This window comes from Saccharopolyspora antimicrobica (assembly GCF_003635025.1).
Classification (GTDB): Bacteria; Actinomycetota; Actinomycetes; order Mycobacteriales; family Pseudonocardiaceae; genus Saccharopolyspora; species Saccharopolyspora antimicrobica.
Genome location: NZ_RBXX01000002.1, coordinates 792,229 through 813,446, shown reverse-complemented (window position 1 = coordinate 813,446; position 21,218 = coordinate 792,229). Strand labels below are relative to the sequence as shown.

Below are 21,218 nucleotides of genomic sequence, written 5' to 3'. Positions count from 1 at the left end.
GTAGAGGTGCCGATCCGTGCGCAGGACTGCTGGAGCCCACTGGGAATCGGCTACCGATACCGGGCTTCGAGTCCCTCGACGAAGGTCCGGGCGGTGATCTCGAACTGCGAGTCCCAGCCGTCGAGGTGGCTTTCGAGGTGCTTGGCCAGCGTCGGGTAGCGGTCTCGTTCTCGCGCGATGCGTTGGTGGAGGGCTTCGCGGCTGGCCGCTTCGGGTTGCCGGGCCCAGGCGGCTTGGGTCGAGGCCGTCGCGATGGCGAGGTTGGACACGGCTGCTGCCGCGGCCGCGAGCGCATCGCCTTCGAGGCCGGCCTCGTCGAGCGCGGCGTAGACCGATTCGGATCGCGCCAGCGCGTGCGGTCCGGCCAAGGGGCGGGTGCTGGCGAGCGAGCCCGCCCACGGGTGGCGCAGGAGCATCGCGCGGAGCTGGCGCATGTAGGCCAGCAGCACGTCGGTCCAGTCCACCGAGCTAGGCGCGTCGGGGAGCGCGATCTCGGCGAACACCTCGTCGAGCGCGAGGTCGAGGAGGTCCCCCTTGGTGGCCACATGCCAGTACAGGCTCGTGGCGTGGACGTCGAGGTCGGCGGCGATCTTGCGCAGGCTCAGGCCTTCGATCCCGTCGCGGTCGAGGCGGTCGACAGCGGCTCGGATGATCCGATCCCGGTTGAGCGCAGGGGTTTTGCGGCGCCGCTGCGGCTCGCGGAACCACACTGCGCCGGGGGTGTCCTCGTGGTGTTGCGCGACCATGATCCGAGTCTATCGCCGTTGGGTTTGACCTACACTGTAGGTTAAATCAATGACTGTTGGTGAAGAAGCGTCCGCGTGCGTTCACCGGCGCGACCCGCGGCGGTGGGTGATCTTGGCGGCGGTCTGCGTCGCCCTCACGGTGATCGTCGTCGACAACACGATCCTCAACGTCGCGATCCCGACCATCGAGGACGATCTGGGTGCGAGCGCCGCTCAGCTGCAGGCGGTCGTCAACTCCTACGTCGTGGTCTTCGCCGGGCTGCTGGTCGCGGCCGGCGCGATCGCGGACCGGTACGGGCGGCGGTTGGTCGTGCTCGCCGGGCTGGGGATCCTGGCCGCGGCCTCGGTGCTGGCGGCATTCGCGTCCACCGTGTGGTTCCTGATCGCAGCCCGCGCGGTCATGGGCGTCGGCGCGGCGCTGGTGATGCCGGGGACGCTGGCGATCCTGGTGCACACCTTCGAACCCGGTGAGCGGGTCAAGGCGTTCGCGGCCTGGTCGGCGGTGGGATCGGCTGCGATGGCCGTCGGCCCCCTCGCCGGGGGAGCGCTGGTCGAGCGGTGGGGATGGCCGGGGATCTTCCTGGTCAACGCCGTCCTGGCTGCCGTCGCGCTCGTGCTGATCGGTTGGCTCGTGCCCGAGTCCCGAGACCGGCTCTGCCGCGCAGTCGACCTGGTGGGAGCGGTTGCGGTCACCTTCGCGATGGGTTCCTTCGTCGCCGCCATCATCCTCGTTCCCGACCGCGGGCCGGCGTCGCCGCTCGTCCTCGCCGCCCTGGTGCTGACCGCGCTCTCCGCAGCCGCGTTCTGGCTGCGCCAGCGGCGGGCCAGGGCGCCCATGGTCGACCTGGGCCTCTACCGGGACCGGCGGTTCGCCGGGGCGAGCGCCGCGGTCGGGGTCCTGGCGATCGGCACCGGCAGCGTCCTTTTCGTGCTGACCCAGCACCTCCAGCACGTCCTGGACCGCACCCCGCTGCAAGCGGGTCTCGCGGTCGTGCCGCTGGCCGTCGGTGTGGTCGGGGCTTCGCCGATCGGTGCCCGGCTGCCGGGCCGAGTCGGTCGCCGACGCTCGATCGTCATCGGTTTCACCGTCACCGCAGCCGGTTTCGCGGTTCTCGCGATGCTCACCCCGGCCAGCTCCTACGCGGTCCTCGCGGGCGGTCTGCTCCTCGCCGGTGCCGGCTCGGGGCTCGCATCTCCGTCGGTTCACGCCACGGTCCTCGGTGCGGTTCCGCCGGATCGGGCGGGGATGGGGTCGGCGCTCAACGACACCCACCAGCAGCTGGGCATCGCCCTCGGGGTTGCGCTCATCGGCAGCGCGGTGGCGGCCGGTTACCGGTTCTTCGCGCCGCCCGAGCTGAACGTCCGTGCCGGATCGTCGCTGGGCAGCACCCTCGGTGAGCTGAGCGCCGAGCAGCGCGACCTCGTCGGTGCCGCGCAGCTGGCCTTCACCCAAGCGCAGAGCGTCGCGATGATCGGCTGCGCCGCGTTCGCGGTCGCGGGCGCCGTCATCGCCTGGCGCGTCCTGGAGCCCGATCACCGCATGACCACGGGGCCCACCCCGGATGATGTGGGTATGAGCGAGCGGGATGAGCTTCTTGCGGTGGCCGATCGGATCGAGCGGCTTGCTGGTGCTTCCACCGGTGGGGATTGGCGGGGTGGTGGGTTGCTGGCCACGCGGCCCGACGTCGTCGCGCACTTCGCCGATGGCTCGACCGAGCACGTCGCCGAGGCCCGGGCGAGGAGTGCTCGGTGGATCATTGTCTTCTCGCCCGCGGTGGCGGGGCCGCTCGCCGAGTGGCTTCGGTCGGCCGCTCGGGCGGAGGAGATCGATCCGGCTGCGCTGGCCCTTGCGCGGGTAGTGGAGGAGCGGTTGGGTTGATCGTCAACGTATGGTTGACGCATGGCGATCGTCAACCTATGGTTGACGCATGGACGAGTTGAAGATTTCGGATCACGTTTCGCTGGACGAGTTGATCTCCGCCATCAAGAAGGTGCACGGGGACGCTCTCGAGCAGCTGTCGAGCGCTGTTGTCGCCGGGGAGCACCTCGGCGAGGTCGCCGATCACTTGATCGGGCACTTCGTCGACCAGGCCCGGCGGTCCGGGGCTTCCTGGACCGACATCGGCAAGAGCATGGGCGTCAGCAAGCAGGCCGCGCAGAAGCGGTTCGTGCCCAAGGGGCCGGGCGAGGTCTCCGACCTCGATCCCTCGCAGGGCTTCAGCCGGTTCACGCCGCGTGCCCGCAACATCGTGGTGGTGTCGCAGAAGGAGGCCCGGGACGCCGGGAACGCCGAGATCCGGACCGATCACCTGGTGCTCGGGCTGATCGGGGAGACTGAGGGGCTCGGTGCCAAAGCGATTGTCGCGCAGGGTGTTTCGCTCGACGACGTGCGACAGGCCGCGGTCGGGGCGCTGCCCGCCGCCGTCGATGAGGTGCCGCACCTCGTCCCCTTCGACGCCGGGGCGAAGAAGGTGCTGGAGCTGACCTTCCGGGAAGCCCTGCGGCTCGGGCACAACTACATCGGGACCGAGCACGTGCTGCTCGCGCTGCTGGAGAACGAAGCCGGGACCGGTGTGCTGAGCGGTCTCGGGATCGAGAAGGGCGCCGTCGAGGAGAACGTCGCCGCCGCGCTGGCCGAGATCACCGGCGAGCAGGCCTGATCGAGTTGTGCTCCCGGGCACCGACGCCGAGCATCAGCTGCGAAAACTTCGGGGAGGAGCGGCGATGAGCGGTGCGGACCAGGCCACCCGGGAGCGGCTGGCGGAGGAGATCCGCTCGCTTCGCGCGCGGCGCGAGCGGCTGGTCGACGAGCTCGTGCAGAGCTCGGGACCGGGTGACAGCGGCGATGCCTCGCAGGAGTTGCAGGGCGGGGACGAGGTCGCCGCCATCGACGAGCGCATCGCCGAGCTGGAGAAGCTGCGGGCCGGCCGGATCGACGTGCAGGGCGTCGATCCGGGCACCGAGGTGGTGCTGCGGTTCTCCGACGGTTCGACGCAGACCTTCAAGGTCGTGGCGATTCCGGAGGAGGTGCTGGCCGGGGAGGAGGACATCACGGTGACCTCCGACAGCCCGCTGGGCCTGGCGCTGGCGCACGGCCAGCAGGGCGAGACCGTTCGGTATCCGACACCGGACGGGGCCGTCGAGGTCGAAGTGCTCAGCATCCGCCGGCCGAGCTGAAGCGGTGGGCCGGGGTTCCCGGATGCGATTTCAATTGAAATCAGACGTCTGATTTCAATTGAAATCGCGGGATCCCCGGCCCCTCGCCGTGCCTCAGACCGCGGCGACCCGCTCGGGTGCCGGCGACTTGAGCAGTTCGGACTGCTTCTCGCGGTAGGTCTCGACGTTGGCCAGCTTGATCTCCTCGTAGCCGCGGATCACGTCCGGCAGCTCCGCCAGCTCCAGCAGCGCCGGGTGGCCGGCGGCCACGGCGCGCTCGATGACGCCGCGGTACTGCTCGACCAGCTCGCGCTCCACGCGGCGGACCTTGGCGTAGCCGAACAGGTCCAGGCGGGTGCCGCGCACCTTGCGCATCGCGCGCAGCAGCCGGAACACCTGCCGGAACCACGGGCCGAGGCTGATCTTGCGGTCCACGCCCAGCGCGCGCAGCACCGGCGGGTGCAGGCGGAAGGCGTAGCGGGAACCCGGGCCGAACTGGGCCTCGATGTCGGCCTGCAGGCGCTCGTCGAGCGACAGGCGCGCCACCTCGTACTCGTCCTTGTAGGCCATCAGCTTGTGCAGGTTGCGGGCCACCGCCTCGGCCACCTCCGCCGAGCTCGTGCGCCGCACCCGCTCCACGAACTCCGCGTAGTCGCGGGCGTAGGCCTCGTCCTGGTAGTCGACCAGGTCCGGGATCCGGATGTCGAGCAGCCGCGCCAGTTCCGAGCCCTCGTCGGCCTTCACCAGCGCCCGCACCCGCTGCGCGGCCGGGCTCGGCGCCGGCGGTTCGACCGGGGCCGGGGTGATCTCGGCCCGCAGCGCGTCCGGGTCGGCGATGGCCTGGCGGCCGCGGCGGAACGCCTGGACGTTGGCGGCCACCGCAGTGCCGTTCAGCTCGATCGCCTGCTCGATGCTCTCGGCGGACAGCTGCAGGGCGCCGCACTGGTAGGCGGCGCCGAGCTGGAGGATGTTGGCGAACTGGTCGTCGTCGAACAGCTCCTCCGCCAGGCCGCGCGCGTCCAGGTAGAACGCGCGGGCGGTGGCGTCGTCGAGCGCCGAGCGGATGCCGGACTGCGCCGGGAACGACACCTCGGTGTCCACCACCATCCGGCCGGTCGGGACCTCGGTCGTGGACACCACCGCGGTCGTCCGCTCCGCGGCCGCCGCCGCCAGGTGCACCGGGTCGGCGGCCACCAGCAGGTCGCAGCCCAGGTAGAGGTCGCACTCGCCGGCGGCGAGCTTCGGCGCCTGCTCGACCGGCTCCGAGGTGATCTTGAGGTCGGAGACCACCGCGCCGCCCTTCTGCGCGAGGCCGATCTGGTCCAGGGTGCGCACCTGGCGGCCGTCGATCACCGCGGCCGTGGCCAGGATCTGCGTCACCGTGACCACGCCGGTGCCGCCGATGCCGGTGATGCGCACGGTGAAGTCGTCCTCGCCGCGCTCCGGTTCGGGCAGCTCGGAGGCGGCCAGCTCGCCGATCTCGCGGTGCTGCTTGCGGCCGCTGGGCACGACGGTCAGGAACGACGGGCAGTCCCCGGCCAGGCAGGAGTAGTCGACGTTGCAGGACGACTGGTGGATCTGGGTCTTGCGGCCGAACTCGGTGCTCACCGGCTGCACCGACAGGCAGTTGGACTTCGCGCCGCAGTCCCCGCAGCCCTCGCACACCCGCTCGTTGATCAGCACCTTCTCCGCCGGGGTCGGCTGCTTGCCGCGGCGGCGCTTGCGGCGCTTCTCCGCCGCGCACTCCTGGTCGTGGATGAGCACCGTGACGCCCGGGACCTCGGCCAGTTCCGCTTGCGCGGCGAGGAGTTCGTCGCGGTGCCGGACGGTCACGCCGCGGGGCATCAGGCCGCGCAACCGCTTCGGCGCGTCGCTGGTGACGATGACCTTCGAAACCCCTTCCAGCAGCAGGAGTTCGGCGATCTTGCCCACCGGCAGGGCGCCGACGGCGTCCTGCCCGCCGGTCATCGCCACGGCGGAGTTGTGCAGCAGCTTGTAGGTGATGTTCACGCCCGCCGCGACGGCCGCGCGCACCGCCAGGCTGCCGGAGTGGGTGAAGGTGCCGTCACCGATGTTCTGCACGAAGTGCTCGGTGTCGACGAACGGCGCCATGCCGATCCACTGGGTGCCCTCGCCGCCCATCTGCGTGATGCCGACGACGTCGCCGACCTGGTCGGGATCCATGAACAGCGCCATGGTGTGGCAGCCGATGCCCGCGCCGACCACGGTCCCGTCGGGCACCTTGGTCGAGGAGTTGTGCGGGCAGCCCGAGCAGAAGTACGGCGTGCGGGCCAGCAGCGGGACGGAGATCCGCTCGCGCCTGCGCCGCTTGCGCCAGGCGTCGACCTGCGGGACCTCGCCGTGCGCGGTCAGCCGGTCGGCCAGGCCGCGTGCGATGCGGTCCGGGTCGAGCTCGCCGAGCTCGGTGAACAGGGTGCGGCCGTCGGGGGTCTTCTTGCCGTGCACCTGCGGCGCGTCCGGGCTGCCGTAGAGGATCTCCTTGATCGCCTGCTCCAGGAACGACCGCTTCTCCTCGACCACCACGATCTCGGTCAGCCCCGCGGCGAACTCCCGGATGATGCCGGGCTCCAGCGGGTGGATCGCGCCGAGCTTGAGCAGCCGGATGCCGAAGTGGGCCAGGTCCTGCTCGTCCAGCCCGAGGGTGCGCAGCGCCTGGCGGAGGTCCAGGTAGGACTTGCCCGCGGCGACGATGCCGATCCGGTCCCCGGCCGCGGACCGGGTGATCCGGTTGACGTCGCTGCCCCGCAGGTACTCCAGCGCCAGCGGGATCCGGATGTTGTAGAGGCTGCTCTCCAGCCCGGCGAGCTCCGCGCCGAGCAGCCGGGCGCTGGGCCGGTGGGAGTAGGCCTCCGCGCGCATCTCGGGCGGGGTCCAGTCCGGGGTGACGGTCGCGGTCCCGGCCGAGTCGGCGACGTTGGCCACCACCTTCAGCGCCGACCACAGCCCGCTCGCCCGGGACAGCTCGACCGCGTGCCGCCCGAAGTCCAGCACGTCCTGGGAATCCGCCGGGAAGAACGTCGGGATGTGCAGGTCGGCCAGCGCGGCCTCGGACGCGGCCGGAACCGTGGACGACTTGGCGTTCGGGTCGTCGCCGACCAGTGCGACCGCGCCACCGCGCGGGTCGGCGCCCGCGAGGTTGGCGTGCCGCAGGGCGTCGCTGGCCCGGTCCAGGCCGGGGGCCTTGCCGTACCAGACGCCGAGCACGCCGTCCGGGCGCTGCGTGCTGAGGCGTCCGGTGAGCTGGCTGCCCAGCACGGAGGTGGCGCCCAGCTCCTCGTTCACGCCGGGCCGGTGCACCACGTCGTGCTCGCCGAGCAGCTTCGCGCGGCGGGCCAGCTCCAGGTCGAACCCGCCCAGCGGCGAGCCCTCGTAGCCGGAGACGAACGCCGCGGTGCTCGATCCGGCGCGCCGGTCCAGCCGGATCCGGTCGAACAGCACCCGCACCAGGGCCTGCACCCCCGTCACGTAGACCGTGCCCGCCTCCCGGAGGTAGCGGTCGTCCAGCGTGAACCCGGCCATGTCGAACTCCTTCTCCCGGCAGGCATCGTGATCGCCGACACTCCAACTCATATCGGTGTGGCGCACAACACCGCGACCCGAAACGGTGACGTCCACGCAAACTTCGGTCGATGAAGCCCTTCCGCGCCGCTGAATTTTGCGTACTATCGCTGCGCATGGCCGATCAGACGCTCGATGCGACGGATCACGAAATCCTGGCGCTGCTGCGCGAGGACGCACGCCGCACGCTCTCGGACATCGCCACGCGCGTGACGCTGTCCACAGCCGCGGTGAAGCGGCGCATCGACCGGTTGCAGGAGCTGGGCGTGATCCTGGGCTACACCGTCCAGCTCGACCACGCCAAGCTCGGCTGGCCGGTGGAGGCCTTCATCGAGCTGCGCTTCCTGGGCACCAGCAACGTGGACGAGATCGTCCAGACGACCACCCGGATGCCGGAGGCGCAGGCGGTGTTCACCATCGCGGGGGACCCGGACGCGCTGGTCTGGATGCGGGTGCGCGACATGGCGCACCTGCAGCGCACCATCGACGAGATCCGCCGCAGTCACCGCGTGACGAGCACGAAGACGCTGATCGCCCTGGACTCCTGGCAGCGCGGCGTCAAGTGATCCGGGAATCCGGCGTTCGCCGGGAAGACAAACCGGTCTGGACCGGACATGCTGGACCGCATGCTCGGTGATCTGGAGTTGGCCGCGGTCCCGGCGCTGCTGCCCGCCGGGCCGCCCGGGGTCGAGATCAGGTTGGACGGGCTCGTCGTGGGCGAGCTGGAGCTGCGGGTCTGCCACGCCTGCCAAGTCGTGGTGCTCGACCACGTCCGCATCGACCGGCGTTGCCGCCGTCGCGGGCTGGCCACCCTCGCCGTCGGCCTGCTGCGCGATTCCTGGCCGGACTACCGGTGGAGCGCGGGGCCGTTCGAGCCGACGACCGAGGCGCTCGGCTTCTGGCACTCCCTCGGTGGCCTGCACGCCGAACCCGAGGAGTGCGAGCACCTGCGTTGATTTCCAGCGCGCTCGAATTGCCAGGCTGAGCGCATGGGAAAGCACGCGAAAGACGAGTGGCAGACGGAGAAGGCCGACCTCGAGGGCTACTTGGCGCGGATCGGGCACCCGGCGGTTCCCGGTCCCTCGGTGGCGGCTTTGCGCTCGCTGCACGAGGCGCACGTCCAGGCCATCCCGTTCGAGAACGTCGACGTGGTCCTCGGGCAGCACCCCGGGACCGAACTGGACACCATCTACGACAAGCTCGTCCGCAGGCGGCGCGGCGGGTACTGCTTCGAGCACGCGCTGCTGTTCGCGGCGGTGCTGGAGAACCTGGGCTTCGACGTCGAGCGGCGGATGGCGCGGGTCGAGCCCGACGGCTCCGGCTACCGGACGCACATGATGCTGCGGGTCCGGGTCGAGGGTGCGGACCACCTGGCCGATGTGGGCTTCGGCGCCGGGATGCTCTCGCCGATGCCGTTCGAGGACGGCGCGGTGGTGGACCAGGCGGGCTGGCGGCACCGGCTGGTCCGCAACGGTCCACTGTGGAACCTGGAGAAGGCGGGCGCGGACGGGGGTGCTGCACGCCTCCGACGAGCTGCCGCAGCGGTTCACCGACTACGAGGTAGCGCACCACTACGTCGCCACCCACCCGCACTCGCCGTTCGTCGCCAAGCCCGTGGTGTTCCGGCTGGCGCCGGGGGAGAGCCGCGGCCTGGTCGGCGACGAGCTCACCGTGGAGCGTCGGAGCAGGAGTTCGCGACGCTGCGGAAAACCTCCGAAACCGCGGCGGATTCGTCCTTGACTTAAAGTAATGTAGAGGTTCCATGATGATCCGGAAGCCGATCATCATGGGAGGAAGACATGACCGAGAACCGACTGCGCGTGGGCATCATCGTCGGCAGCACCCGGGAAGGGCGGTTCGCCCGGACCGTGGCCGACTGGTTCGCCGCGCAGGCCCGGCAGCACCCCGAGCTGGAGATCGACCTCATCGACCTGGCGGAGATCGATCTGCCCGCGGTGATGCCCGCGTCGGAAACCCAGCAGCTGCGCGACTACACGGCCCGGCTGGACGCCGCCGACGGGTTCGTGGTGATCACCCCGGAGTACAACCACGGCTACCCGGCGCCGCTGAAGGCCGCCATCGACCTGGCGCACGCGGAGTGGCAGACAAAGCCCGTCGGATTCGTGGGCTACGGCGGCATTTCCGGCGGATTGCGGGCGGTGGAGCAGCTGCGGCAGGTCTTCGCCGAGCTGCACGCGGTGACCGTCCGCGACACGGTCAGCTTCCACTACGCCCACGAGCGCTTCGACGCGTCCGGAAACCCGCACGACACCACCGGTCCGGCCGCGGCGGCGAAGGTGATGCTGGACCAGCTCGTGTGGTGGGCGCGGGCGACCGCGGAGGCGCGGGACCGGCGTCCGTACAGCTGAACGCCGCGAGTGTTCCGGGGTGCCGCAGCGTCCTGGAGCACGCACGGGATTCTTGCCGGGTAAAGACGCCAGTCGGCCCCTTGTCGCTGCCGTTGCAGCGGGTGAAGCTACCCGGCAGCGGACCGCTCCGCAGGGGGAGGCGCGATGTGGTGGTTGCGCGTGTTCGGCACGTTGGTCGCCGTCGGGGCCGTGGTGCTCGGCGGGTTGGCCCTGCAACCGGCCGGCACGCGGACGGTGCCGATAGCGGGACCGCCGCCACCACCACCGCCCGAACCACCGCCCGCGCCGCCGCCCGCCGGACCGCCGGTGCTCGCGGTGAAGGTGGACAACGCGCCACCGGCCCGCCCGCCGACCGGCATCGGGGCGGCCGACATCGTGTACGTGGAGCCGGTGGAAGCCGGGATCAGCCGGTTGATCGCGGTTTTCGGCACCCGGCGGCCACCGGTCGTCGGGCCGGTGCGCAGCGCGCGGCAGACCGATCTTCGGCTGTTGCCGCAGTTCGGCCGCCCCGCGCTGGCGTTCTCCGGTGCGGCACCGGAACTCCTGCCGGAGATCGGCCGGACGCCGGTGGTCAGCGCACCGCCGGAAGCGGTGCCCGGCGCGTTCTACCGCGGCCCGGGGCTGATGCCGCACAACCTCTACGTGCGTCCGGCCCGGTTGCCCGCCGGAGAAGGGTGGTCGCCGAACGCCGCGCTGACCTTCGGGCCGATGCCCGGCGGCGGTGTCCCGACCAGCGCCGAGGAAGTCGCCTACCGGTCGGCGCGGATGGGTTTCACCTGGTCACCGGCGCAGCAGCGGTGGCTGGTGTCGATGGACGGGCGTCCCTACGCGGCCACCGACAGCGGACGCCTCGCGGCGAGCACCGTTGTGCTGCAGGAAGTTCCGGTGTCGGACTCGCCGTTCCAGGACGTGGTGGGCAACGCCTCGCCGTTCGCGGAGACCGTCGGCACCGGACGTGCCGTGGTGCTCCGCGACGGCGCGGCGTTCGAAGGCCGCTGGCACCGCCCGGCCCCGGAACTCGGCACCACCTATGCGAATCCGGCCGGGGAACCGATCCCCTTCGCCCCCGGCCAGATCTGGATCGTCCTCGTCCCAGCGCCGTGACGGTCAATTCCGCGTGCGGTCAGAGCAGGTCGATCAGGGCTTGGACCGGGAGGTGGTCGGACGGGAAGTGGCCGTCGCGGCGGAAGTCGTTGATCGCCGCCGCTCGCACCGCGACCCGGTCGTTGTGCAGGATCCAGTCGATGCGCTCCTTGCCCTCCACCGGTTCCTTGTAGCCGCCGAAGGTGCCCCACGCCGGGGTGAGCCGCTGCTGCGCGGACGTCCAGGTGTCGGCCAGGCCGCCCGAGGTGAGGATCCGGTAGGACTCCGAGTCGCCGGCCGGGGTGTTGAAGTCACCGGTGAGCACCACTGGCAGGCCGGCGTCCAACCCGGCGATCCGCTCGCCGACCAGCTGCGCGCTGCGTCGGCGGGAGGGCTCCGACTGGTGGTCGAAGTGCGTGTTGACGTGGACGAACTCGCGGCCGCTGCGGCGGTCGTGGAAGCGCACCGCGGTGACCATCCGGATCACGTTGTTGCCCCAGGACTTGGAGCCGATCACCGACGGCGTGTCGGAGAGCCAGAAGTGGTCGTAGTCCAGCGGTTCCAGGCGGCGGGTGTCGTAGTAGACCGACATGAACTCGCCGCGGCCGCCGCCTTCGCGGCCCAGGCCGATCCAGTCGTAGAACGGCGGGACGTCCTGCAGCACCTGCTTGACCTGGGTGTACAGCGCTTCCTGCACGCCCAGCACGGTGGGCTGCTCGGTGCCGAGCAGTTCGGCGAGGATCGGGCGGCGGGTGCGCCACGAGTCCGGATCCGGCGGCGCGGCCTTGGTGTCGGTGCGGATGTTGAAGCTCATCACGTGCAGTTGCCGGCCCTTGGCCGGTCCGATCAGCGCCTTGCCTGCCGGTGCGGCCACCGCCTGCCCGGTGCCGAGCGCGCCCGCGACCGCTGCGGCGCCGGCCAGGCCGAACACGCCTCGTCGGGATAGTCCAGACACAATGCCTCCTTCTTCTGCGCCTGGTGATCTTCACCCGGGCCCGGCCCGGTGGTCGTCGACCGATGGGCGAACATTGCCGGAACTTCCCGGCGAATCGGGGTTTTCCCACCGGCTGTCGGTGGGCGCGGTTAGTCTCGAAGCATGAACGATCGTCGTCTTCTGCTGGTGCACGCCCATCCCGATGATGAGGCCACCGCGACCGGGGCCACGATGGCCCGCTACAGCGCGGAAGGTGCCTCTGTCGCACTGGTGACCTGCACCAGCGGCGAGCTCGGCGAGGTCGTCAGCGACGATCTCGCGCACCTGCGCGGCGCCCCGGACGCGCTGGGCGAGCACCGGCGCGGCGAGATCCGCGCGGCGCTGGCCGAGCTCGGCGAGATCCGGCACCACTGGCTGGGCGGCCCGGGCCGCTTCCGGGACAGCGGCATGGCGGGCGAGGACGGCAATTCCGCACCCGGCGCGTTCGCCGCAGCGGATCCGGCCGAGGTCACCAGGGCCATGGTGGAGATCCTGCGCGCGGAGCGGCCGCACGTGGTGGTGACCTACGACGAGAACGGCGGCTACGGGCACCCGGACCACATCGCCGCGCACCGCGCCGTGATGACCTCCCTCGACCCGGCCGCCGACCCGGACTACGCGCCGGAGCTCGGCGAGGCGTGGCAGGTGCCGAAGGTGTACTGGACGACGCTGCCGCGCTCGATCCTCAAGCAGGTCGAGGAAGCCGGGGTGGAGGGCTTCGAGCCGTTCACGGTGCCGGACGAGGAGCTGACCGCGATGGTCGACGGCCGCGCCTTCCACGCCGCCAAGATCGCCGCGCTGCGCCAGTACCCGAGCCAGGTCAACCTCGACGACGGGGAGTTCTTCGCGAAGCTGGTCCTGCGCCCGGAATTCGCCCTGGAGCACTACCTCCTGGTCCGCGGCGACCGAGGCCCGGGAACCGGCCCGAACAACTGGGAACCAGACCTCTTCGCCGGCCTCGCCTGAGCAGTCGTGCCGCGGTGGTGGTGCCATCGACACCACCGCCGCTCACCACTGCCCGCAGGGTGTTGGACGTCGGGGTTCCAAACTGATCGCAGAGTGCCGAACCTCCGCGATTTCGCTTGAAATTGGCTGGTCACCACTCCACCGCAGGTCCAATCGAAACCGCAGCAAAGCCAATTTCGAGTGAAATCGCTACACCACGCAAGGCGACCACCCACCGCTTTGAACCCAAACCCAGCCCTCACCCCACGGCACCCTTACGCCGTCAAGCCACCCGGTATCACCACCGAAGGATCGGCGCCAACCTCACTCGAGAACCCCGATCAGCGCCTCGTACGTCTGCTCAACTGCCCCGGCCTCGCTGTTCAGCACGGTCGCGCGCGGTCGCATCCGAACCACCTCGGTGAGCCGGTCGTGCATCTCGGAGAGGAAGGACGTTCCGCCTTCCTCCGCGACGATCGCCTTGATCTGCCCGTGCCACGGCAGATCGTCGTCCGCACCGCGCCGTGCGAAGCGCTCGACGGATCGCTCCTTGCTGTCCATCAGCACGATCTCGCGGAATTCGGCGCCGTTCTCGTGCGCCACGGCCTCGAAGCGCTCGATCTCGCTCAACCGCGCCAAGAACTGCGGCATCACGACATCGCGCCCGGCACTCAGGTGCGTGCCGGCCATGTTCAGGGCGAGTGGACGAACGATCTCGCCGGTCTCCGCGAACCGGTCCCGCCAGCCGCCGATCAGCCCTCGCAGCTGATCGATGTCGAGGTTGAGCACACCGACGTGGTCGTCGACGTAGCGCTGGGCGAGCGTTGATTTTCCGATTCCGGGTGGGCCGTTGAGGTGGATCAGTCGCGGCATTCCGCTGAGTGTAGAGCTTTGGGACACCGATCCTTCGGCGGTGAGATCGGGTGGGTGGCGGCGCAGGGGTGCGGTGGGGTGGGGCTGGGTTTGGGCTCAAAGCGGTGGGTGGTCACCCCGGGTGGTGTAGCGATTTCAATTGAAATTGGATTCGTCACGTTCACAACGGAACCTGCGGTGAGGAGGATCCAATTTCAACCGAAATCGCGGAGGTTCACCACCGCTGTGACGGTCATGAGTGGGTTGGTGCCGCTGGACGTCCGTTGAGGTGGGCGAGAGCTGGCCGTCCGGCACCTCAGCCGTGAGTGCTCGAGCGCTGGTCCGGGATCGGGTGGGGTGGCCACGGGCCCAGTTCGGGGAGGGGGCCGGTCGGCGTGCGCTCCGGGGTTCGGCCCGCCAGCCAGGCGGCGAGGTCGTGGGCTCGGCCGCTGATCTCGGCGGGGCCGGTCGCCCAGGTGCGCGGGCCGTCGGTCTGCCGGAGCGTGAAGCCCTCCGGAAGGCGGGGGAGCAGGAAGTCGATGGCGTGCGCGGAGAACTCCGGCTGCCACTGCTGCGGGCCGACGCCGACGTCCAGGTCCACCAGGTGGATCCAGATCTCGCGCCACCGCATCCGCACGATCCCGGCCAGGTCGCCGTTGCGGAACCGCACCGGGCGGTCCCAGTCCGCGTCGGTCGCCTGCGACCAGACCGCCTCCAGCGCCGCGCTGTGCCTGTCGAGCCGGGCGCGGTGCTGCTCGGCGCTGTCCCCGGAGAGGCCCTCGATGATCGCGTCGCGCTCCGCCTGCCCGCCGTCGTAGGCGTCGACGAGCTCGCCGCGCAGCGCGTGCGCCGAAACCCGCGCGAACGCCCGCGCGTTGTCGGTCAGGTGAGCGAGCACGTGCCCGCGGCTCCAGCCGGGGAGCAGCGACGGCGCGGCGACCTGTTCATCGGTCAGGGCGGAGATGGCCTCGCGGAGGTACTGGTGGCCCTCGACGACGGCGTTCAGCGGAAGCCTCACGCACGGCGATGTTAGAGCCTGCCGGTGGTCGCGTTGCCGGGGTGGTCGTTCAGCGGAACTTGGTGATCCGCTGGACTGATGCACCGCGGAGGGCCCTCGCTGGGGATCACTCCGGTGTGTAGCTGCGGTAAGCGGCGACGAGCTGGGCCTCGGCGGCGTCGAAGTAGCCCTCCAGGCGGTCGGCGGCCTCCTGCACCCGCCCGCCGCTGATCAGGTCCGAGATCTCCCGGTGCGGCTTCAGGTACGGCTCGTGGAGCTCGCGCGGGCGGGACATCCGGTGGAACGCCAGCCGCAGTTCGGCCAGCAGCCGCCGCATCGTCTCGTTCACCCGCGGGCTCCCGGCCAGCGCTGCCAGCGCCTCGTGGAACCGCATGTTCGCGGTTCCCACGTCCCACCAGCGTTCCTCCGCGGCCGCGCGCTCACCGTCGGTGACGGCCTGGTCCACCGCCGCCACCAGCTCCGCCGGAGCCCCGCCGGCCCGGCGCACCGCGCTGATCTCCAGCAGCCGGCGGATCCGGTAGAGATCGATGACGTCCTCGTCGCTGAGCACCCGCACGAACACCCCGCGGTGGAACTCGTGCACCAGCAGCCGCTCGTGCACCAGCAGCCGGAACGCCTCGCGCAGCGTGTTGCGCGACACCGCCAGCGCGCGGCCCGCGCTCTCCTCGGACAGCCGGGTGCCCGGCGCCAGCGCGCCGTCGATGACCCGCTGGCGCAGCAGGTCGGCGACCCGTTCGGCCGTGCTCGTGCGGTCGAGCAGCGACCGGTCGGCCGCCAGGAGGTCCGCCCACGGGTCCGCGGTCAATCCAGCTCCCAACGATTGCAGTTGATCTCGAGTGTAACGAGAAAGTTCCACGGAGGGTATTGCAGAATTGTTCAACAATTCTCTATGTTGACCCGAACCGCCTGCTCTTGCGGTCCCCAAGTCGACGTTCCCGTCACCGGCCATCGGCCGGTGCGCAGCTGATCGGAGTGCCATGGCTGAGACGACCACGGCCGAGAAGGGATCCTCGGCGGCCAAGCGCCGCACCCTGCTCGGCGCGGTGTTCCTGATGGCCACCAGCGCGATCGGACCCGGCTTCATCACCCAGACCACCGAGTTCACCATCCAGCTCGGCGCCGCGTTCGCCTTCGCGATCCTGGTGTCGATCCTGGTCGACATCGCCGTCCAGCTGAACGTCTGGCGGGTCATCGGCGTCTCCGGCATGCGGGCCCAGGACCTGGGCAACAAGGTGGTGCCCGGCCTCGGCTACGTGATGGCCGCGCTGGTCGTCTTCGGCGGGCTGGTGTTCAACGTCGGCAACATCGCGGGCACCTCGCTCGGCCTGGACGCGCTGGTCGGCCTGGACGCCAAGATCGGCGGCACGCTGTCGGCCGCCATCGCCATCGGCATCTTCCTGAGCAAGAAGGCCGGCGTGGCCATGGACCGCATCGTCGTGGTCCTCGGCGTGGTGATGATCCTGCTGACCGCCTTCGTCGCGTTCTCCTCCGCGCCGCCGGTCGGCCAGGCCCTGGTGCAGGCGGTGTGGCCCAGCGAGGTCGACTTCCTGGCCATCACCACGCTCATCGGCGGCACCGTCGGCGGCTACATCACCTACGCCGGTGCGCACCGCCTGGTCGACGCCGGGGTGACCGGCCCGGAGCGGATCGTCGACGTCAGCCGCAGCTCGGTCGTCTCGCTGCTGGTGACCGGCGTGATGCGGCTGGTGCTGTTCCTGGCGATCCTCGGCGTCGTCGCCGGTGGTGTGGCGCTGACCTCGGCCAACCCGACCGCCGAGGCGTTCCAGCACGTCGCGGGCGAGTTCGGCATGCGGCTGTTCGGCATGATCCTCTGGGCGGCCAGCATCACCTCGGTCGTCGGCGCCGCCTACACCTCGGTGTCGTTCCTGGTGACGTTCTCGCCGAAGCTGGAGCGGTCCCGGAACTGGCTCGTGGTCGGCTTCGTGGCGATCTCCGCCGTGGTGTTCCTGCTGCTCAACAAGGCCCCGACCACGCTGCTGGTGCTGGCGGGCGCGCTCAACGGGCTGATCCTGCCGGTCGGCTTCGGCGTGCTGATGTTCGTCGCCGCCAAGCGCCGCGACCTGCTCGGGGGATACCGCTACCCGCGGTGGTTGCTGATCGTGGGTGTGGTCGCCTGGCTGTTGACGGTGTACCTGGGTTACAACGCGCTCGGCGGCATCGCCGCGCTGTGGAAGTGAGGTGGGCATGGACCTCAACTCGGACCTCGCGGAGGGCTTCGGGCGCTGGGAGCTCAGCGATGACGAGGCGCTGCTGCGCATCGTGACCAGCGCGAACGTCGCCTGCGGCTTTCACGCCGGGGACGCCACGGTGATCCGCGCCGCCGTCGAGCAGGCCGCCAAGCAGGGCGTCGTGGTCGGCGCGCAGGTGAGCTACCGCGACCTCGCCGGGTTCGGGCGGCGGTTCATCGACGTGCCGCCGCGCGAGCTGGCCAACGACGTGATCTACCAGATCGGCGCGCTGGCCGGGTTCGCCCGCATCGCCGGGACCGAGGTCGCCTACGTCAAGCCGCACGGCGCGCTCTACAACGCGATCGTGCACCACGCCGAGCAGGCGGCAGCCGTCGTCGAGGCGGTGCGCGCCTACGACCCGTCGCTGGCGGTGCTCGGGCTGCCCGGCTCGCAGTGGCTGGAGCAGGCCGAGCGCGCGGGGCTGCGGGTGTTCCGCGAGGCCTTCGCCGACCGCGCTTACACCCCGGATGGCACGCTGGTGTCGCGGCGCGAGCCAGGCGCCGTGCTGCACGACCCCGAGCTGATCGCGCAGCGCTGCCTGCGGCTGGCGGCCGGGGAGCCGATCGAAGCCGTCGACGGTTCGCAGATCCGCGTCGACGCCGACTCGATCTGCGTGCACGGCGACAGCCCCGGTGCGGTGGCCATCGCCCAAGCCGTGCGGGACCAGCTGGTCGCCGGCGGAGTTCAGCTGCAGCCGTTCGCCGCGCGAGGGCTGTGATGCGGTTCCTGCGGTGCGCTGATTCGGGCTTGCTCGTCGAGCTGGCCGACCTCGAAGCCGTGCAGGCGCTCTACGCCGCGCTCGTCGAGGCGCCGCCCGAAGGAGTCACGGATCTGGTCCCGGCGGCGCGGACGTTACTGCTGCACCTGGATCCGCAGCGCGCCGACGTCGCCGCCATCGAGGCAGCGGTGCGCGCGGTAGAGCCGCGCGGAACAGCCGGCGGTGACGGCGCTCTGGTGGAGGTGCCGGTCGTCTACGACGGCGCGGATCTCGCGGAGGTGGCGAAGCTGACCGGGCTCACCGAGCGCGAGGTGGTGGACCGGCACACGAGTGCGGTGTGGACGGTCGTCTTCGGTGGTTTCGCACCGGGTTTCGGCTACCTCGCCGGTGGCCCGCCGGAGCTCGCGGTGCCGCGGCGGGTCGAGTCGCGGACCAAGGTGCCGCCGGGCTCGGTCGGCCTGGCCGGTGCGTTCAGCGGTATCTACCCGCGCGAATCGCCCGGCGGCTGGCAGCTGATCGGGCGCACCGATCTCGAGGTCTGGCGGGTGGACCGCAATCCGCCCGCGCTGCTGCGCCCGGGTGTGCGGGTGCGTTTCCAGGAGGTCCGATGAGCTGCTTGCAGGTGCTCGCCACCGGGCCGCTCGCGACGGTCCAGGACCTCGGGCGCCCGGGGCTGGCGGGGATCGGCGTCGGATCCTCGGGCGCGGCCGACGGCGGTGCGTTCCGGCTGGCCAACCGGTTGGTGGGCAACGACGAGGGCGCGGCGGCGATCGAGGTCACCTTCGGCGGGCTGGAAGTGCGCGCGACCCGGGACCTGACCGCCGCGGTGACAGGTGCGCCGTGCCCGGTCACTGTGGACGGTCGTGGTGCCGCGGTGAACTCGGTGCTGCGGATCCCCGCGGGCGCGGTCGTGCGGGTGGGGATGCCCGACCGCGGCTTGCGCAGCTATCTCGCCGTGCGCGGCGGTATCTCCGTCGAGCCGGTGCTCGGTTCGAGGGCCACCGATGTGCTGGCCGGTTTGGGCCCGGAGCCGCTGTCGCCGGGCGCGGAGCTGCCGGTGGGACCGCCGCCGCAGCGGTTCCCGCAGGTGGATCTGGCACCGGTGGCGGCGTGCGAGGACGGCGAGATCACGCTGCGCGTGGCGTTCGGGCCGCGGCACGACTGGTTCACCGAGGACGCGCTGACCGCGCTGGTCGGCAGCTCCTACGAGGTCACCCCGGAGAGCAACCGGGTCGGCATGCGGTTGTCCGGACCGGCGCTGGAGCGCTGCCGCACCGATGAACTGCCCAGCGAGGGCATGGTGGCCGGCGCGCTGCAGGTACCGCCCTCGGCCCGGCCGACGCTGTTCCTGGCCGATCACCCGGTGACCGGCGGTTACCCGGTGATCGCCGTGGTCGTCGCCGCCGATCTGGACAAGGCCGCGCAAGCCCGCCCCGGCCAGCGAATCCGCTTCCGCCGCTGAGACAGGAGTTCCGCGATGACCGAACCGCAGCAGATGTCCCCGGAGCAGGCCCGCGCCGCGTTCCGCGCCGGGCTGCGCGTGCCCACCTCGGGCTACAGCGCGGGGTGGACCCAGGCCAACCTGATCGCGCTGCCGCGCGAGTTCGCCTACGACTTCCTGCTGTTCGCGCAGCGCAATCCGCGTTCCTGCCCGGTGCTCGACGTGACCGAGCCAGGCGAGACCAGCGCCGGGATCTTCGCGGGCGACCTGCGCACCGATCTGCCCGCCTACACCGTCTACCGCGACGGCGAGCTGGTCGAGGAACGCACCGATGTCGTCGATCTGTGGCGCGACGACCTGGTGTCGTTCCTGGTCGGCTGCAGCTTCACCTTCGAGGCCGCGCTGCTGGAGGCGGAGGTCCCGGTGCGCCACATCGAGGCGGGCAGCAACGTGCCGATGTACCGGACGAACCGCGAGTGCCGCCCGGCAGGCAGGCTCTCCGGGCCGATGGTGGTGTCGATGCGCCCGGTCCCGGCCGAACTCGTCCCCGCCGCCGTCCGCGTGACCTCCCGCTACCCGTCCGTGCACGGTGCTCCGGTGCACGTCGGAGCGCCGGAAGCGCTGGGCATCGCCGACATCGACCGGCCCGACTTCGGCGACGCGGTGGAGATCCGCCCCGGTGAGATCCCGGTGTTCTGGGCCTGCGGGGTGACTCCGCAGGCGGCGGTGATGCAGTCCAAGCCGCCGTTCGCCATCGGCCACGCGCCGGGCCACATGGCCATCACCGACAGCCGCGACAGCCGCTACCTGGTCCCGTAGCAGTAGGTCGTGAGTGCATAACAGTGTTCGAACACTGTTATGCACTCACGACCCGTAGTGGCGAGCGGAGGCATCCGCCTGCGCCAGGCGGCGCAGCGCGAGCAGCAGCGGCTCGACCAGCACGGTGCCTAGGACCAGGTAGCGCACCGCGGCTTCCCTCGACTCCACCGGGACGCCTGAGACTTCGCCCTCGGCCAGCTCGCGCATCGCTCGCGCGTAGGTGGTCACGGCTTCCTCGGACAGCGGGAAGTCGGCCGCTTCGAGGGCGTCGAGCGCCGCGGCGAGTTGCCGGACGGCCTGGCGGTCGGCGCTCTCCACCCGCCAGCCGAGCCGTTCCAGCACTGCTTCCGCCGCAGTGGTGTCCACCTCCTCGTCGACCGCCGGGCCCAACGACCGGTGCGCGGTGCCGAGCAGGTCGTGCATGGTCTCCGGCGGGTTGTCCAGCTGCTCCAGCACCTCGCGGGCGGCCGCGACGCTGAGCCCTCCGACGCCGATGAGCGCGCGCACCAGCCGCAGCCGCGCCACGTGGCTCTCGTCGTACTGCGCCTGGGTCGCCGAGGTCCGCCGACCCTCGTGGAGGAGTCCTTCCCGCAGGTAGTACTTGATCGTCGCCACCGCGACGCCGCTGTCGCGGCCGAGCTCGGAGATGCGCACGCCGTCTGCTCCTTGAATTGGATAGTGCCACTCTCTTATATTGGATAGCGTTGCTCTCCAATATACCGGTGCGGCCGCACCCGGCCGCGGCTGAAGGGACTCGTGCACGTGGAACCGCTCATCACCCTCGTCGTCGTGACCGCTGTGCTGCTGGTGGCCGGAGCCGCCGGAGTCCGCAAGCTGCGCCCCTGGCCGGTGGCCGTCCGCGGCGGGCTCGCCGCCATGTTCGTGCTGACCGGCGTCGTGCACTTCGTGCACATGCGGGAGGAGCTGATCGCGATGGTCCCGCCCGCGCTGCCCGCGCCGGGCCTGCTCGTGACCATCACCGGTGTGCTCGAACTGCTCGGCGCGGCAGGACTGCTGCTGCGGCGGACCGCGCCGTGGTCGGCCGCAGGGCTCGCCGCGCTGCTGGTGGTGATGTTCCCCGCGAACGTCCACAAAGCTCTGACCGCCCCGGCCGACATCACGGATGCGCTGCTGCCGCGCACCTTGATGCAGGTCGTCTTCCTGGCCGCTGCGGTCTCGATCGTCGTCCACCACGTGCGCGCACGGCGGGTCGAGATGCGCTGAGTGTCCGATTTGGACCGCGGAATCGCGCTGTTGGGCCCGGGATTCG

Annotated in this window: 22 protein-coding genes; 15 read left to right on the top strand and 7 right to left on the bottom strand. The window is 71.0% G+C overall.

Annotated elements, in window-relative coordinates; translation table 11 throughout:
* Nucleotides 1–50 precede the first annotated feature (50 nt).
* Nucleotides 51–746, bottom strand: coding sequence for a TetR/AcrR family transcriptional regulator (locus ATL45_RS04330; RefSeq protein WP_093151818.1), 696 nt, complete (start codon nucleotides 744–746; stop codon nucleotides 51–53).
* A 49-nt stretch (nucleotides 747–795) separates the two neighbouring features.
* Between ATL45_RS04330 and ATL45_RS04325 the strand changes: the two genes are divergently transcribed.
* The 3 genes from ATL45_RS04325 to ATL45_RS04315 all read left to right on the top strand — a co-directional run bounded on the left by ATL45_RS04325 (nucleotide 796) and on the right by ATL45_RS04315 (nucleotide 3,923).
* A complete protein-coding gene (locus ATL45_RS04325; RefSeq protein WP_093151815.1) occupies nucleotides 796–2,625 on the top strand; it encodes an MFS transporter in 1,830 nt (609 codons plus the stop codon).
* Nucleotides 2,626–2,674: 49 nt separating this feature from the next.
* The gene (locus ATL45_RS04320; protein WP_093151813.1) at nucleotides 2,675–3,406 is read left to right on the top strand and encodes a Clp protease N-terminal domain-containing protein; all 732 of its coding nucleotides are present in this window, start codon (nucleotides 2,675–2,677) and stop codon (nucleotides 3,404–3,406) included.
* A gap of 64 nt (nucleotides 3,407–3,470) precedes the next feature.
* Nucleotides 3,471–3,923, top strand: coding sequence for a GreA/GreB family elongation factor (locus ATL45_RS04315; protein ID WP_093151810.1), 453 nt, complete (start codon nucleotides 3,471–3,473; stop codon nucleotides 3,921–3,923).
* 93 nt (nucleotides 3,924–4,016) lie between these two features.
* On the opposite strand, the gene ATL45_RS04310 is transcribed toward ATL45_RS04315, so the two are convergent.
* Complete coding sequence (locus ATL45_RS04310) at nucleotides 4,017–7,442, bottom strand: indolepyruvate ferredoxin oxidoreductase family protein (RefSeq protein ID WP_093151807.1); 3,426 nt, start codon at nucleotides 7,440–7,442, stop codon at nucleotides 4,017–4,019.
* A 155-nt stretch (nucleotides 7,443–7,597) separates the two neighbouring features.
* Between ATL45_RS04310 and ATL45_RS04305 the strand changes: the two genes are divergently transcribed.
* The 5 genes from ATL45_RS04305 to ATL45_RS04285 all read left to right on the top strand — a co-directional run bounded on the left by ATL45_RS04305 (nucleotide 7,598) and on the right by ATL45_RS04285 (nucleotide 10,954).
* On the top strand, nucleotides 7,598–8,047 hold the full coding sequence (locus ATL45_RS04305; RefSeq protein ID WP_093151805.1) for an Lrp/AsnC family transcriptional regulator: 450 nt from the start codon (nucleotides 7,598–7,600) through the stop codon (nucleotides 8,045–8,047).
* Nucleotides 8,048–8,095: 48 nt separating this feature from the next.
* Complete coding sequence (locus ATL45_RS04300; protein ID WP_093151802.1) at nucleotides 8,096–8,437, top strand: hypothetical protein; 342 nt, start codon at nucleotides 8,096–8,098, stop codon at nucleotides 8,435–8,437.
* Nucleotides 8,438–8,470: 33 nt separating this feature from the next.
* A complete protein-coding gene (locus ATL45_RS04295) occupies nucleotides 8,471–9,226 on the top strand; it encodes an arylamine N-acetyltransferase family protein (RefSeq protein ID WP_246025160.1) in 756 nt (251 codons plus the stop codon).
* Between the two features lie 54 nt (nucleotides 9,227–9,280).
* Complete coding sequence (locus tag ATL45_RS04290; protein WP_093151799.1) at nucleotides 9,281–9,850, top strand: NADPH-dependent FMN reductase; 570 nt, start codon at nucleotides 9,281–9,283, stop codon at nucleotides 9,848–9,850.
* A gap of 144 nt (nucleotides 9,851–9,994) precedes the next feature.
* A complete protein-coding gene (locus ATL45_RS04285) occupies nucleotides 9,995–10,954 on the top strand; it encodes a DUF3048 domain-containing protein (RefSeq protein WP_093151797.1) in 960 nt (319 codons plus the stop codon).
* A gap of 19 nt (nucleotides 10,955–10,973) precedes the next feature.
* Here ATL45_RS04285 and ATL45_RS04280 read toward each other — a convergent pair whose 3' ends face one another.
* Nucleotides 10,974–11,888 (bottom strand): endonuclease/exonuclease/phosphatase family protein, encoded by a 915-nt coding sequence (locus ATL45_RS04280; protein WP_246025159.1) that lies wholly within the window; start codon nucleotides 11,886–11,888, stop codon nucleotides 10,974–10,976.
* A 159-nt stretch (nucleotides 11,889–12,047) separates the two neighbouring features.
* Between ATL45_RS04280 and mshB the strand changes: the two genes are divergently transcribed.
* Nucleotides 12,048–12,872, top strand: a complete 825-nt coding sequence (mshB, locus tag ATL45_RS04275) for an N-acetyl-1-D-myo-inositol-2-amino-2-deoxy-alpha-D-glucopyranoside deacetylase (protein WP_093152529.1) — start codon at nucleotides 12,048–12,050, stop codon at nucleotides 12,870–12,872.
* 303 nt (nucleotides 12,873–13,175) lie between these two features.
* On the opposite strand, the gene ATL45_RS04270 is transcribed toward mshB, so the two are convergent.
* The 3 genes from ATL45_RS04270 to ATL45_RS04260 all read right to left on the bottom strand — a co-directional run bounded on the left by ATL45_RS04270 (nucleotide 13,176) and on the right by ATL45_RS04260 (nucleotide 15,538).
* Nucleotides 13,176–13,724: an AAA family ATPase gene (locus ATL45_RS04270; RefSeq protein WP_093151794.1), complete on the bottom strand. Its 549-nt coding sequence runs from the start codon at nucleotides 13,722–13,724 to the stop codon at nucleotides 13,176–13,178.
* A gap of 295 nt (nucleotides 13,725–14,019) precedes the next feature.
* Nucleotides 14,020–14,721 carry a maleylpyruvate isomerase family mycothiol-dependent enzyme gene (locus tag ATL45_RS04265; RefSeq protein WP_093151792.1) on the bottom strand — a complete coding sequence of 234 codons (702 nt, stop codon included), beginning with the start codon at nucleotides 14,719–14,721 and terminating at the stop codon, nucleotides 14,020–14,022.
* Between the two features lie 106 nt (nucleotides 14,722–14,827).
* Nucleotides 14,828–15,538 carry a GntR family transcriptional regulator gene (locus ATL45_RS04260; protein WP_374703910.1) on the bottom strand — a complete coding sequence of 237 codons (711 nt, stop codon included), beginning with the start codon at nucleotides 15,536–15,538 and terminating at the stop codon, nucleotides 14,828–14,830.
* 160 nt (nucleotides 15,539–15,698) lie between these two features.
* On the opposite strand from ATL45_RS04260, the gene ATL45_RS04255 reads away from it, so the two are divergent.
* From ATL45_RS04255 to ATL45_RS04235, 5 genes are read left to right on the top strand one after another with little or no spacing between them, the layout of a single operon-like run.
* Nucleotides 15,699–16,919, top strand: coding sequence for an NRAMP family divalent metal transporter (locus ATL45_RS04255; RefSeq protein WP_093151787.1), 1,221 nt, complete (start codon nucleotides 15,699–15,701; stop codon nucleotides 16,917–16,919).
* A 7-nt stretch (nucleotides 16,920–16,926) separates the two neighbouring features.
* The gene (locus ATL45_RS04250; RefSeq protein ID WP_177241966.1) at nucleotides 16,927–17,688 is read left to right on the top strand and encodes a LamB/YcsF family protein; all 762 of its coding nucleotides are present in this window, start codon (nucleotides 16,927–16,929) and stop codon (nucleotides 17,686–17,688) included.
* Nucleotides 17,688–18,299 (top strand): 5-oxoprolinase subunit PxpB, encoded by a 612-nt coding sequence (gene pxpB / locus ATL45_RS04245; protein ID WP_093151781.1) that lies wholly within the window; start codon nucleotides 17,688–17,690, stop codon nucleotides 18,297–18,299. Before ATL45_RS04250 ends, pxpB begins: the two co-directional genes overlap by 1 nt.
* Entirely contained in the window at nucleotides 18,296–19,150 is an 855-nt protein-coding gene (locus ATL45_RS04240) for a 5-oxoprolinase subunit C family protein (protein ID WP_093151778.1), read from the top strand. The genes pxpB and ATL45_RS04240 overlap by 4 nt, the downstream gene beginning before the upstream one ends.
* Nucleotides 19,151–19,165: 15 nt before the next feature.
* On the top strand, nucleotides 19,166–19,948 hold the full coding sequence (locus ATL45_RS04235; RefSeq protein ID WP_093151776.1) for a putative hydro-lyase: 783 nt from the start codon (nucleotides 19,166–19,168) through the stop codon (nucleotides 19,946–19,948).
* Between the two features lie 45 nt (nucleotides 19,949–19,993).
* Here the strand turns inward: ATL45_RS04235 and ATL45_RS04230 are convergent, their stop codons facing one another.
* Nucleotides 19,994–20,602, bottom strand: coding sequence for a MerR family transcriptional regulator (locus ATL45_RS04230; RefSeq protein WP_093151773.1), 609 nt, complete (start codon nucleotides 20,600–20,602; stop codon nucleotides 19,994–19,996).
* A 108-nt stretch (nucleotides 20,603–20,710) separates the two neighbouring features.
* Here ATL45_RS04230 and ATL45_RS04225 point away from each other — a divergent pair, with 108 nt between their 5' ends.
* Entirely contained in the window at nucleotides 20,711–21,172 is a 462-nt protein-coding gene (locus ATL45_RS04225) for a DoxX family protein (protein WP_093152526.1), read from the top strand.
* Nucleotides 21,173–21,218: the final 46 nt, after the last annotated feature.

Bases quoted from the DNA above. Each gene is read 5' to 3' on its own strand.
- ATL45_RS04330 (WP_093151818.1), bottom strand. From the start codon at position 746: ATGGTCGCGCAACACCACGAGGACACCCCCGGCGCAGTGTGGTTCCGC.
- ATL45_RS04325 (WP_093151815.1), top strand. From the start codon at position 796: ATGACTGTTGGTGAAGAAGCGTCCGCGTGCGTTCACCGGCGCGACCCG.
- ATL45_RS04320 (WP_093151813.1), top strand. From the start codon at position 2,675: ATGGACGAGTTGAAGATTTCGGATCACGTTTCGCTGGACGAGTTGATC.
- ATL45_RS04315 (WP_093151810.1), top strand. From the start codon at position 3,471: ATGAGCGGTGCGGACCAGGCCACCCGGGAGCGGCTGGCGGAGGAGATC.
- ATL45_RS04310 (WP_093151807.1), bottom strand. From the start codon at position 7,442: ATGGCCGGGTTCACGCTGGACGACCGCTACCTCCGGGAGGCGGGCACG.
- ATL45_RS04305 (WP_093151805.1), top strand. From the start codon at position 7,598: ATGGCCGATCAGACGCTCGATGCGACGGATCACGAAATCCTGGCGCTG.
- ATL45_RS04300 (WP_093151802.1), top strand. From the start codon at position 8,096: ATGCTGGACCGCATGCTCGGTGATCTGGAGTTGGCCGCGGTCCCGGCG.
- ATL45_RS04295 (WP_246025160.1), top strand. From the start codon at position 8,471: ATGGGAAAGCACGCGAAAGACGAGTGGCAGACGGAGAAGGCCGACCTC.
- ATL45_RS04290 (WP_093151799.1), top strand. From the start codon at position 9,281: ATGACCGAGAACCGACTGCGCGTGGGCATCATCGTCGGCAGCACCCGG.
- ATL45_RS04285 (WP_093151797.1), top strand. From the start codon at position 9,995: ATGTGGTGGTTGCGCGTGTTCGGCACGTTGGTCGCCGTCGGGGCCGTG.
- ATL45_RS04270 (WP_093151794.1), bottom strand. From the start codon at position 13,724: ATGCCGCGACTGATCCACCTCAACGGCCCACCCGGAATCGGAAAATCA.
- ATL45_RS04255 (WP_093151787.1), top strand. From the start codon at position 15,699: ATGGCTGAGACGACCACGGCCGAGAAGGGATCCTCGGCGGCCAAGCGC.
- ATL45_RS04250 (WP_177241966.1), top strand. From the start codon at position 16,927: ATGGACCTCAACTCGGACCTCGCGGAGGGCTTCGGGCGCTGGGAGCTC.
- pxpB (WP_093151781.1), top strand. From the start codon at position 17,688: ATGCGGTTCCTGCGGTGCGCTGATTCGGGCTTGCTCGTCGAGCTGGCC.
- ATL45_RS04240 (WP_093151778.1), top strand. From the start codon at position 18,296: ATGAGCTGCTTGCAGGTGCTCGCCACCGGGCCGCTCGCGACGGTCCAG.
- ATL45_RS04235 (WP_093151776.1), top strand. From the start codon at position 19,166: ATGACCGAACCGCAGCAGATGTCCCCGGAGCAGGCCCGCGCCGCGTTC.